9 protein-coding genes, 2 tRNA genes and 3 rRNA genes (1 of these 14 only partly in view) are annotated in these 12381 nt (G+C 41.8%); 7 read left to right on the top strand and 7 right to left on the bottom strand.

Annotated features, from left to right (window positions below; translation table 11 throughout):
• The 6 genes from X781_RS11205 to X781_RS11180 form a co-directional block, all read left to right on the top strand.
• A 23S ribosomal RNA gene (locus X781_RS11205) occupies positions 1-2815 on the top strand (it extends 86 nt beyond the left edge of the window).
• 145 nt (positions 2816-2960) lie between these two features.
• Positions 2961-3076: ribosomal RNA gene (gene rrf, locus X781_RS11200) — 5S ribosomal RNA — on the top strand.
• Between the two features lie 68 nt (positions 3077-3144).
• A 5S ribosomal RNA gene (rrf, locus tag X781_RS11195) occupies positions 3145-3260 on the top strand.
• A gap of 12 nt (positions 3261-3272) precedes the next feature.
• A tRNA-Asp gene (locus X781_RS11190) sits at positions 3273-3349 on the top strand.
• Positions 3350-3407: 58 nt separating this feature from the next.
• Positions 3408-3483: transfer RNA gene (locus X781_RS11185), tRNA-Trp, on the top strand.
• A 151-nt stretch (positions 3484-3634) separates the two neighbouring features.
• A complete protein-coding gene (locus X781_RS11180) occupies positions 3635-4528 on the top strand; it encodes an IS256 family transposase, variant Zn-binding type (protein ID WP_442914796.1) in 894 nt (297 codons plus the stop codon).
• Between the two features lie 204 nt (positions 4529-4732).
• Here X781_RS11180 and prmA read toward each other — a convergent pair whose 3' ends face one another.
• The 7 genes from prmA to X781_RS11140 form a co-directional block, all read right to left on the bottom strand.
• Positions 4733-5614: a 50S ribosomal protein L11 methyltransferase gene (prmA, locus tag X781_RS11170; RefSeq protein ID WP_025236927.1), complete on the bottom strand. Its 882-nt coding sequence runs from the start codon at positions 5612-5614 to the stop codon at positions 4733-4735.
• A gap of 64 nt (positions 5615-5678) precedes the next feature.
• Positions 5679-7124, bottom strand: a complete 1446-nt coding sequence (gene tldD / locus X781_RS11165; RefSeq protein ID WP_025236926.1) for a metalloprotease TldD — start codon at positions 7122-7124, stop codon at positions 5679-5681.
• A 70-nt stretch (positions 7125-7194) separates the two neighbouring features.
• Entirely contained in the window at positions 7195-7824 is a 630-nt protein-coding gene (locus X781_RS11160; protein WP_025236925.1) for a glutathione S-transferase family protein, read from the bottom strand.
• A gap of 16 nt (positions 7825-7840) precedes the next feature.
• Positions 7841-9091, bottom strand: coding sequence for a diaminopimelate decarboxylase (gene lysA / locus X781_RS11155; RefSeq protein ID WP_025236924.1), 1251 nt, complete (start codon positions 9089-9091; stop codon positions 7841-7843).
• An 88-nt stretch (positions 9092-9179) separates the two neighbouring features.
• Entirely contained in the window at positions 9180-9290 is a 111-nt protein-coding gene (gene lptM / locus X781_RS12160; protein WP_025236923.1) for an LPS translocon maturation chaperone LptM, read from the bottom strand.
• Between the two features lie 118 nt (positions 9291-9408).
• Complete coding sequence (gene fumC / locus X781_RS11145) at positions 9409-10803, bottom strand: class II fumarate hydratase (protein WP_025236922.1); 1395 nt, start codon at positions 10801-10803, stop codon at positions 9409-9411.
• 142 nt (positions 10804-10945) lie between these two features.
• Positions 10946-11599: a TfoX/Sxy family DNA transformation protein gene (locus X781_RS11140; protein WP_025236921.1), complete on the bottom strand. Its 654-nt coding sequence runs from the start codon at positions 11597-11599 to the stop codon at positions 10946-10948.
• 446 nt (positions 11600-12045) lie between these two features.
• Here X781_RS11140 and rpsJ point away from each other — a divergent pair, with 446 nt between their 5' ends.
• The gene (gene rpsJ / locus X781_RS11135; RefSeq protein WP_001181005.1) at positions 12046-12357 is read left to right on the top strand and encodes a 30S ribosomal protein S10; all 312 of its coding nucleotides are present in this window, start codon (positions 12046-12048) and stop codon (positions 12355-12357) included.
• Positions 12358-12381: the final 24 nt, after the last annotated feature.

Below are 12381 nucleotides of genomic sequence, written 5' to 3'. Positions count from 1 at the left end.
CGATAAGAGGCGTTTAATCCAAGATATCCGAATGGGGAAACCCAGTAGATGAAGAATCTACTATCATTATCTGAATACATAGGATAATGAGGCAAACCGGGAGAACTGAAACATCTAAGTACCCCGAGGAAAAGAAATCAACCGAGATTTCGTTAGTAGCGGCGAGCGAACGCGAAAGAGCCAGTTAGTGATAGCAAGTTTGTTAGGAGAATGAGCTGGGAAGCTCAATCGTAGAAGGTGATAATCCCGTATCCGAAAACATTCTTGTGGTACTAGGCTAACAACAAGTAGGGCGGGACACGTGATATCCTGTTTGAAGATGGGGGGACCATCCTCCAAGGCTAAATACTCCTGATTGACCGATAGTGAACCAGTACTGTGAAGGAAAGGCGAAAAGAACCCCGGCGAGGGGAGTGAAATAGAACCTGAAACCTTGTGCGTACAAGCAGTGGGAGCAGATTTATTCTGTGACTGCGTACCTTTTGTATAATGGGTCAGCGACTTATATTTTGTAGCAAGGTTAACTGAATAAGGGAGCCGAAGGGAAACCGAGTCTTAACTGGGCGTGTAGTTGCAAGGTATAGACCCGAAACCCGGTGATCTAGCCATGGGCAGGTTGAAGATTGGGTAACACTAATTGGAGGACCGAACCGACTAATGTTGAAAAATTAGCGGATGACTTGTGGCTGGGGGTGAAAGGCCAATCAAACCGGGAGATAGCTGGTTCTCCCCGAAATCTATTTAGGTAGAGCCTTATGTGAATACCTTCGGGGGTAGAGCACTGTTTCGGCTAGGGGTCCATCCCGGATTACCAACCCGATGCAAACTGCGAATACCGAAGAGTAATGCATAGGAGACACACGGTGGGTGCTAACGTCCATCGTGGAGAGGGAAACAACCCAGACCGCCAGCTAAGGTCCCAAAGTACTAGTTAAGTGGGAAACGAAGTGGGAAGGCTTAGACAGCTAGGATGTTGGCTTAGAAGCAGCCATCATTTAAAGAAAGCGTAATAGCTCACTAGTCGAGTCGGCCTGCGCGGAAGATGTAACGGGGCTAAAACTAGTCACCGAAGCTGCGGCATCAATGGATACATTGTTGGGTAGGGGAGCGTTCTGTAAGCGGAAGAAGCTGAATTGAGAAGTTTGGTGGACGTATCAGAAGTGCGAATGCTGACATAAGTAACGACAAAACGAGTGAAAAACTCGTTCGCCGGAAGACCAAGGGTTCCTGTCCAACGTTAATCGGGGCAGGGTGAGTCGGCCCCTAAGGCGAGGCTGAAAAGCGTAGTCGATGGGAAACGGGTTAATATTCCCGTACTTGGTGTAATTGCGATGTGGGGACGGAGAAGGTTAGGTTATCAGGGTGTTGGATATCCCTGTTTAAGTTGGTAGGTGGGAAGATTAGGCAAATCCGGTCTTCCATTAACACTGAGAGATGATGACGAGGCACTACGGTGCTGAAGTAACCGATACCACGCTTCCAGGAAAAGCCACTAAGCGTCAGATTACACTGAACCGTACTATAAACCGACACAGGTGGTCAGGTAGAGAATACTCAGGCGCTTGAGAGAACTCGGGTGAAGGAACTAGGCAAAATAGCACCGTAACTTCGGGAGAAGGTGCGCCGGCGTAGATTGTAGCCCCTCGCGGGTGAAGGTTGAACCGGTCGAAGATACCAGCTGGCTGCAACTGTTTATTAAAAACACAGCACTCTGCAAACACGAAAGTGGACGTATAGGGTGTGATGCCTGCCCGGTGCTGGAAGGTTAATTGATGGTGTTATCGAAAGAGAAGCTCCTGATCGAAGCCCCAGTAAACGGCGGCCGTAACTATAACGGTCCTAAGGTAGCGAAATTCCTTGTCGGGTAAGTTCCGACCTGCACGAATGGCATAATGATGGCCAGGCTGTCTCCACCCGAGACTCAGTGAAATTGAAATCGCCGTGAAGATGCGGTGTACCCGCGGCTAGACGGAAAGACCCCGTGAACCTTTACTATAGCTTGACACTGAACATTGAATTTTGATGTGTAGGATAGGTGGGAGCCTTTGAAGATGACACGCCAGTGTTGTTGGAGGCGTCCTTGAAATACCACCCTTTAACGTTTGATGTTCTAACGAAGTGCTCGGAACGAGTACTCGGACAGTGTCTGGTGGGTAGTTTGACTGGGGCGGTCTCCTCCCAAAGAGTAACGGAGGAGCACGAAGGTTTGCTAATCACGGTCGGACATCGTGAGGTTAGTGCAATGGTATAAGCAAGCTTAACTGCGAGACAGACAAGTCGAGCAGGTGCGAAAGCAGGTCATAGTGATCCGGTGGTTCTGAATGGAAGGGCCATCGCTCAACGGATAAAAGGTACTCCGGGGATAACAGGCTGATACCGCCCAAGAGTTCATATCGACGGCGGTGTTTGGCACCTCGATGTCGGCTCATCACATCCTGGGGCTGAAGTAGGTCCCAAGGGTATGGCTGTTCGCCATTTAAAGTGGTACGCGAGCTGGGTTTAGAACGTCGTGAGACAGTTCGGTCCCTATCTGCCGTGGGCGTTGGAGAATTGGTTGGGGCTGCTCCTAGTACGAGAGGACCGGAGTGGACGCACCGCTGGTGTTTCGGTTGTGTCGCCAGACGCATTGCCGAGTAGCTATGTGCGGAAGAGATAAGTGCTGAAAGCATCTAAGCACGAAACTTGCCAAGAGATGAGTTCTCCCAGACTATAAGTCTGTAAGGGTTGTTGGAGACTACGACGTAGATAGGCGTGGTGTGTAAGCGTAGTGATACGTTGAGCTAACACGTACTAATTGCCCGAGAGGCTTAACTATACAACGCTCAAGTGTTTTTGGAAGCGAAAGCGAGAAAGACGAGAAGCGAAGTAGAGTAAAGACTAAACAGAAGACAAACAAAGAAAAGACGAACAGAGAAAGCATACTCAAAGTAACAGCTTGTTTTTAGATTTTAACGGATTTTCCCGACGACAATAGTGCTGTGGTTCTACCTGATTCCATTCCGAACTCAGAAGTAAAACGCAGTAACGTCGATGGTAGTGTGGTGATTCGCCATGTGAGAGTAGAGCATCGTCGGGTTTTTATTTAGTGAGTTTATTAGTAGATAGAATGAGATAGTAGTAGACTGACTAAATAGAAAGAATTTGATTGATAACCAGAGTGCTGTGGCTCTACCTGACTCCATTCCGAACTCAGAAGTAAAACGCAGTAACGCCGATGGTAGTGTGGTGATTCGCCATGTGAGAGTAGGGCATTATCAATCTAAGAATTTAGCGGAGCGGTAGTTCAGCTGGTTAGAATACCTGCCTGTCACGCAGGGGGTCGCGGGTTCGAGTCCCGTCCGTTCCGCCAATTTATTTAAAAGCGAGTCTAATACTCGCTCTTTTCATAGAAGAAAAAAGATATCAATAGGGGCGTAGTTCAATTGGTAGAGCACCGGTCTCCAAAACCGGGTGTTGGGAGTTCGAGCCTCTCCGCCCCTGCCATTATTTAGAAGACCGACTCATTTGAGTCGGTTTTTTCATTTCTATATTTGTAAAATTTGGTATAGTGGACAAAATTGAGTCTGTAAATTAGGTTAAAACCTTGTAATATAAGGCTTTAACCTACTTTTTATAAAAATGCCTAAAAAATTGCATTTTCTGCTCATCTTTTAATCTCAAAAAATACGGTAAAATTAACGGTATCCAACGCTATAAATGCCTTGATTGTAACCGTAACTTTGTCGCATCTAAGCGACTTAATTCCGAAGAAATTTGGTTTAAGTACAGTTCTCAAAAACAAACGATTCAACAACTTGCTTTTGAATACCAATGTTCTGAACGGACGATTAGAAGGCATCTCGAAAAAGCGACAAAAGCCGAGCAAAAATCTCTTCCTCAAACAGTAAATATCGTGATGGATACCACTCACTTTAAACAACGTTTTGCTGTACTTATCCTAATGGATTCCTTATCTTTAAAGCCGATTTATTTTCGCTTTATTTCTGCGGAGAAAAATCAATATTATTTTGACGCTATCTCAGCGTTAATTGAAAAAGGAATTAACATTCAATCAATTACCTGTGATGGAAGAAGAGGATTATTAAATGCTTACCCCAATATTCCTACCCAAATGTGCCACTTCCATCAAATCGGGCGAGGTATTTTTTATTTAACAAAATCACCAAAATCAGAGGCAGGAAAAGAGCTACTATCGCTTTATTACTCACTTAAATTTCAAACACAAGAGACACTTACTCTAGCCCTATCTGTATGGTTAAATAAACATAAAGGTTATTTCAATGAACATTCTGCAACCAACCCAAAACGATTTAAACATAAGCGATTACGGAGTGCTTATTGGGGTTTAAAACGTAGCATAAACTATCTATTTACCTATCAAGCGTATCCCGAGTTAAACATTGCACATACAACCAACTTGGTGGAGTCATTTTTTAGACAAATGAAAGTCAAATTAGTGCCACATCAAGGACTAACTGATGAACATAAGATGATGTTTATAAAGGATTTTGTTTGCCAAAAGAGTTGAAAATAAAGCCATAGCAGACTCAAAAATGTCCACTATGGCTAGTTCATTGGGAAATCAGACTCAATTTTGTCCACTATCCCTAAAATTTTCCTTAATTTATACCGCTTGTAGCTATAAAAAGGTTATAAAGGATATTTCTCCTGAAAGATGTGGAGAAGATATAAATAAAGCCCCATTTTTTCTTAAAACAGGGCTTTATTTAGATTAGATTTTATGACCTGTAATTCGACACCATTCTTCTTTTTCCACTACAGGATCAAGCTCAAATGATGGGCTATAAGCCTCACATACACTTTCAGCTTGGCTGGCAAGAATACCCGATAATCCCAAATCACCATTTGGTTTTACAAGAGTGATAATGTTAGGAGCAAGCTCTTTTAATGGACCTGCAAGAATATTTGCTACTACAACATCAGCTTGTAAATCTTTGGGTTGATCTTTGGCTAAGAAGAGTTGTAAACGAGCTTCTACACTATTCGCTTTCGCATTATTTTGGCTGGCTAAAATTGCTTGTGGGTCGATATCAATCCCGATTGCTTGTTTCGCACCGAGTTTTAATGCAGCAATCGCTAAAATACCGGAACCGCATCCAAAATCAATCACGGTTTTGCCTTCTAAGTCTAAGCTATCTAACCATTGTAAGCAGAGGGAAGTAGTTGGGTGTGTACCTGTTCCAAATGCTAAACCTGGGTCGAGCATCACATTAACTGCATTCGGATCAGGCACTTCACGCCAGCTTGGACAAATCCATAAACGTTTGCCGAACTGCATTGGGTGGAAATTATCCATCCATTCACGTTCCCAATCTTTATCTTCAATTTGCTCGATTTTATGAGCAAAAGTTTCATCAACTAATTTGCTAATTTTTAATGCTTCTACGATAACATTCATATCTGTTTCTGCATCAAATAAGCCAACTACATCGGTATTGCCCCAAAGACGAGTTTCGCCTGGAAGAGGTTCAAAGATTGGCGTATCTTGGCTATCCATAAAAGTAACGGATACTGCTCCAATCTCTGTTAAAAAATCGCTGATTTCTTCAGCCTGTTTGTCTGTACTATTTAAACGAATTTGTACCCAAGCCATTTTGTTTTCCTTCTATCGCTTCAAGCGGTGATATTTTTTCTAAATTTTGCAAATTGGACGGAGGCTATCCACGTCCACCCACCGTAATTTTATCTAACTTCACAGTCGGCTGCCCCACACCGACCGGTACGGATTGCCCTTCTTTACCACAAGTGCCAATTCCGGGATCGAGCTCCATTTTTTTACCTACCATTGAAACCTGCTGCATTGCTTCAATACCGCTACCGATAAGGGTTGCTCCTGTTACCGGTTTAGTGATTTTACCTTTTTCAATTAAGTAGGCTTCTGCGGTAGAGAACACAAATTTGCCAGAGGTAATATCTACTTGCCCACCGCTGAAGTGTGGAGCATATAAGCCATATTCCACCGATTCAATCATTTCCTCAAATTCGTGGTTTCCCTCGGTTAAGTAAGTGTTGGTCATTCGTGGCATCGGTAAGTGTGCATAAGATTCTCGTCTGCCATTGCCTGTCGGTTCAACACCCATTAAGCGAGCATTGAGTTTGTCTTGCATATAGCCTTTCAAAATCCCATTTTCAATTAACACATTGCGTTGTGAAGGCACACCTTCGTCATCAACCGTAATTGAGCCTCTCATATCCGGCACAGTACCATCATCAACAATAGTACAAAGCTCGGAGGTAACCATCTGCCCGATTTTGCCTGTAAAAAGTGAAGATTCTTTACGGTTGAAATCGCCTTCTAAACCGTGTCCAACTGCTTCGTGTAATAAAATGCCAGGCCAGCCGGCACCAAGAACAATCGGCATTGTGCCAGCTGGGGCAGGAATGGCAGTAAGATTAACCAGTGCTTGGCGAACAGCTTCTTTTGCAAGAGCCTCTGCTCGGCTAAATCCTGTTGCATTTGGTTCTAAAAACCACGTTAAGCCGAAACGTCCACCAGCTCCGGCTGAGCCACGCTCACGCTTGCCGTTTTGCTCCACAAGTACAGAAATAGATAAACGTACTAATGGGCGAATATCTGAGGCTAATGTACCGTCTGTGGCTGCAACTAACATCTCTTCATACACCGCAGACAAGTTGGCATTTACCTGAATAACACGGGGATCTTCCGAACGGGCGGTTCTATCAATCAAATGGAGTAATTCTACTTTTTGCTCTCGGCTAATTGTATCTAGTGGATTAATCGCCGCATAGCGTGGGCAAGCGGTCGTTTTTTTGAAATTTTTTACCAATAATTGACCGCTTGTTTGGCTGATAGAGCGAGCTGCTGCCGCACATTGTTCTAATTGTTTGAGTGTGATTTGATCCGCATAGGCAAAGCCTGTTTTCTCACCTGAAACGGCACGCACACCAAAACCTCTGTCGATATAAAACCCGCCTTCTTTAATAATGCTATCTTCCAAGCTCCAACTTTCGTCTTGGCTAAGCTGGAAATAGAGGTCGGCGTAATCAATATCACGTCCTGAGAAGTAATCAAGCACTTGGCTTAAGTGCGATAATTCAAGCCCACTTGGTGCAAGTAAGCTATCTGAAACCTTGTTTAACATTGTGATTCCTAAAAATAAAAGACGGTAGATTTTAACATAAAATCTACCGTCTTAAATGGTAATTCGAGAATTAGCCTTTTAAGCCTTCTTGCTCACGCACATTATCTACTCCCTTATCTGCTTCAACGCGTTGCATAAAGGCAGAAAGTTGTGAAAGGTGAGAGAAGTCTAAGCCTAAGCGACGGCACCAATTGAGCATAATATAAAGATACACATCAGCAACGGAAATGCTTTCACCAAAGAAAATGTGATTTTCTAAATGTTCATTGGCTGTGGCAAGTTGATCTAAAATCTGCTCAGCAGCTTGCTGGCGAATGGTTTTAATTAATTCCTCATTGCCTTCGGCATAGCTAGGTAAGCGGAAAAGTGGCACGAATGATTTATGTACATCGGCATTAAAATAAGCTAACCAGCGAGCCGCTTTTGCTTTATCACGAGCGGTTTTACTGCCGAAAAGTTTTGCATCGGGATGAAGTTCATCTAAATAGTGAACAATTGCTTGGTTTTGTGAAAGCACTAAATCACCATCAACCAATAGCGGTACGGCACCACGTGGGTTTAATGCTAAAAACTCAGGTGTTTTAATAAATTCACGGCTTACCGCTTGAAATTCGTAATCTTGATTGGCGTGCAGTTTCACCCATTCTAACGCAACGTGTGGTACGAATGAACAAGCACCAACTAAACCATATAATTTCATTTTTGTTTCCTCTGAATTAAGGGAGTAATTTTTCCAAACGCCATAAATCGGCAAAACTTGCACGGGCTTTAATGAGATGGGCTTGATTGCCATCTACCATAATTTCCGCCGCTTGCGGGCGAGAGTTATAGGTGGAAGACATTGCCGCACCGTAAGCTCCGGCAGAACGCATTACGATTAAATCGCCTTCTGCAATTGCGAGTTCTCTCTGCTTGCCTAAGAAATCGGAGGTTTCGCAGATTGGACCTACTACGTCATAAATAGCGGTTTGGCGATTAAGCGTTTTATCCACTTCGGTAATTTGCATATAGGCTTCATAAAGGGCAGGTCGAATCATATCATTCATACCTGTATCCACAATAGCGAAATTGCGATCTTCATTCTGTTTCAGATATTCTACTTTAGTGACTAAAATACCTGCGTTGGCTGTGATAGCACGACCCGGCTCAATAATAATTTCTAGGTTTTCGTAACTTTTGAGTTTTTCTAATAATGCTTTAGCGTATTCTGTTGGGTGTGGAGGTTCTTCGCCGTTGTAAGGCACACCTAAGCCACCGCCTAAGTCTAAATGATGTAGCTCAATACCATCTTCACGAAGTTGCTCCATTAAGATAATTAAGCGATCCGTTGCATCTAAGAACGGTTGTAACTCGGTTAATTGCGAGCCGATGTGGCAATCCATTCCTGTGATTTTCACATTTGGTAAAGTTTTTGCCAAACGGTAAACCTCGCGAGCTTGAGTTACACTCACGCCAAATTTGTTTTCTTTTAGCCCCGTTGAGATATAAGGATGGGTGTGGGCATCTACATCAGGGTTTACACGCAGGGAAATTGGAGCAACTTTGCCTAATTGACCAGCCACTTCGTTAATGCGATGCAGTTCGGAAATAGATTCAATATTGAAGCAACGAATGCCTACTTCTAACGCACGTTTGATTTCGATATGAGATTTTGCTACACCGGAGAAAACCACTTTTGCAGGGTCGCCACCAGCGGCAAGCACACGTTCAAGTTCACCTTGAGAGACAATATCAAAGCCCGAGCCTAATCTCGCCATCACGTTAAGTAAGGCAATGTTTGAGTTTGATTTTACCGCAAAGCAAACTAAATGCGGGTGCGAGCCAAAGGCATTGTTGAAAGCGTGCCAATGGCGTTCAAGTGTCGCTCGAGAGTAAATATAAGCAGGTGTACCGTGCTGCTTGATAATATCGCTAATTGCGACATCTTCGGCAAAAAGTTGATTGTTTTTATACTCAAAGTGATTCATTGAAATTCCGTTGTGTTTTTTTATTAGAAAAGGGAAGAGCAAGCGGTCGTTTTTGTAAAAAATTTTGCAAAAACGATCGCTTGTAGTCTTATTTTTGTTCGTGTTTTGGTGCCGGCTCAGGGAAGTAAAGAGGACCTTTTACACCACAGGCACTCAAGCCTAAGGTCGCCACTAAAGTGATTAAAAGTAGTTTTTTCATTGCTTTTTCCATTTAAAAAAGATGCTTCATTCTAAAACAAAATAATCGCCCTATCTATAAAAAATTACACCCCAATCTTAATAGATTGAGGTGTAAATAACGTTATAGTATTTTCAGTTTATTTTAAACTGCCAACCATATCTTCCGGTCGAACCCATTCATCGAATTGTTCAGCAGTAACTAAACCTAAGTTAATCGCTTCCTCTTTTAAGGTTGTGCCGTTTTTGTGGGCGGTTTTAGCGATTTTCGCTGCATTTTCATAGCCGATATGAGTATTTAATGCAGTAACGAGCATTAATGATTGGTCGAGCTGTTGTTTAATGCGAGGGTAGTTTGGCTCAATACCTACCGCACAGTGTTCGTCAAACGATACGCACGCATCGCCCAGTAATTGAGCAGATTGTAAGAAGTTGTACGCCATCACAGGTTTATACACATTCAGCTGGAAATGACCTTGTGTGCCGGCGAACGAGATGGTTACATCGTTGCCTAACACTTGAGCACAAACCATTGTCATTGCTTCGCATTGGGTTGGGTTTACTTTACCCGGCATAATAGATGAGCCTGGCTCGTTTTCAGGAATTAAAATTTCGCCGATACCTGAACGCGGACCTGAAGCGAGTAAGCGAACATCGTTAGCGATTTTATAGAGCGATACTGCAAGCTGTTTTAACGCACCGTGCGTTTCTACAATCGCATCGTGGGTAGCTAGGGCTTCAAATTTGTTTTGTGCGGTTACGAATGGTAAACCGGTGAACTTCGCAATATATTCAGCAACAAGAACATCATAGCCTTTCGGTGTATTTAAACCGGTACCTACCGCCGTGCCGCCCAATGCAAGTTCACGAAGGTGTGGCAAGGTATTTTCTAATGCTTTAATGCCAAAGGCTAATTGAGCCGCATAAGCAGAGAACTCTTGACCGAGTGTAAGTGGGGTGGCATCCATTAAGTGTGTACGACCGATTTTTACTACATCTTTAAAAGCTTCTGCTTTTTCTGCTAACGTTTTTTGTAATCGTTTTACACAAGGAAGGGTGTGCTCAACTACTTTTTTATATGCGGCAATGTGCATTGCAGTTGGGTAGGTGTCGTTAGATGATTGAGATTTGTTTACATCGTCATTCGGGTGAATAATCGATTTTTCGCCTAGCTTGCCACCGTTAATAACGTGAGCACGGTTTGCCACGACTTCATTCACGTTCATATTAGATTGCGTGCCGGAACCCGTTTGCCAGATTACCAGTGGGAATTGATCGTCTAATTTGTTTGCTAAAATCTCATCACAGGCTTTTGCAATTAAATCCCGTTTTTCGACCGCTAGTACATCCAAATCGTGGTTCGCATAAGCAGCCGCTTTTTTCAGATAACCAAAGGCTTCAATAATTTCAGCAGGCATTGAGGCTTCAGGTCCGATTTTGAAATTATTGCGTGAGCGTTCTGTTTGTGCCGCCCAATATTTATCAGCAGGAACTTGTACTTCGCCCATTGTGTCTTTTTCGATACGGAATGTCATTGTTTACTCCTAATTTTTAAAAAGTTAAAATCAATAAGCTCTAGTTATTTAGAGGTATGGTAAATACTAGCATAGAAAGGAAAAAGAAAGGAACTAACAAAAGCAATTCCTTATTGGTTTTTTGACTATTTTATGATGTGGATCACATTATTAAATGATTGGTGTTAAATCTTTTTCTTAAGCCGAAGGCATATAGGGCTTCATTAGCTTCTTGCATTAATTCTCGCTTTTGCTCTTCTGTAAAGGTGTAGATATATTGGTGGTTTAATGCTCCGTTGAGTTTAAATAGTAAATCTTCAGTAGCGTCAAAACCTTGCATAACCAGCTTAATAAATGCTGAAATATAGCCAGTTTCAGCAAAGTCTTGTATTGAATAGATCCCTACTTTTTTCAGCATTCTTTCTAACTTTAGGTTCATATTAGGTAAAGTACGGATTTGAGTTGAACGTTTATTATCTATTTTTTGTTTTTCGGATTGTAGTTCTTCTAAGGTGGAGTGAATGAGTACACTAAGTTGAGATTTATCAGCTAAGATAGTATTTGGAATAAAATAGAACTTTCTGCTTTGTAATCCTATTTTATCGTCAGATAGATTGTATGTTCCAGGGTAGTTGCTTATATATGGCATATCTTTTTGAGAAATACGCAAGTAAGTTGCTCCATTTTGATACAACGCAATCATTAGGTTATTCTTGAAAATAGCATAATAAGAGAAGTAAGTTTTTATCCGAAATTCTTTCAGAATAGGCTCGAATATAGGAGAGATTTCTTGTTTAATTTCATTGATTGTTCGCATATATGTACCTCAGTGTAAGTTTATGTAATTATTAGGTTTATGAATAATAAATACTGTTATGAATTAAATTTCAACAAGGATTTTTTAGATTTGTGAAGTGGCTCGAAAAGTTAGAATAAAAAAATTTAAAAATACTATTTATTTGAGTTACTTCAAATGAAGTTTTTAGGAAGTTGTATATCTTGGAATGTTTTATTTATTGGTTAAAAATATAAAAAAGTGAAAACTTCTTGCATAAGTATAACGAAAAGAGTATTATACCCTAGCTTTAGGCAACTAAAGACATTTGATGTAATCATTTATCAAATGACATTACAGGTATTGTAGTGTAAAAAATGTTCCTAATCTTGGAACTACATAGGTTTAACTGAGCTCCCTTATTCTGTTGATTAAGTGGTAGTTTGGTTTTTTTATTAGCTAAATTTTTTAATTGGAGCTCTGGTCTAATGCAGAACCAAAGAATCCGTATCCGCTTAAAAGCATTTGATCATCGCTTGATTGATCAATCTACTGCGGAGATCGTAGAAACAGCTAAACGTACTGGTGCACAAGTTCGTGGTCCAATTCCTTTACCAACTCGTAAAGAACGTTTCACTGTATTGATTTCTCCACACGTGAACAAAGATGCACGTGATCAATATGAAATCCGTACTCACAAACGTTTAGTTGATATTGTTGAACCAACAGAAAAAACTGTTGATGCATTAATGCGTTTAGATCTAGCTGCTGGCGTTGACGTTCAGATTAGTCTAGGTTAATTGGGAATTTTAAGAGGTTATTAC

It is taken from the genome of Mannheimia sp. USDA-ARS-USMARC-1261 (genome assembly GCF_000521605.1).
Classification (GTDB): domain Bacteria; phylum Pseudomonadota; class Gammaproteobacteria; order Enterobacterales; family Pasteurellaceae; genus Mannheimia; species Mannheimia indoligenes.
The sequence above is the reverse complement of the archived record's forward strand: the minus strand, read 5'-3'. Positions and strand labels throughout refer to the sequence as shown.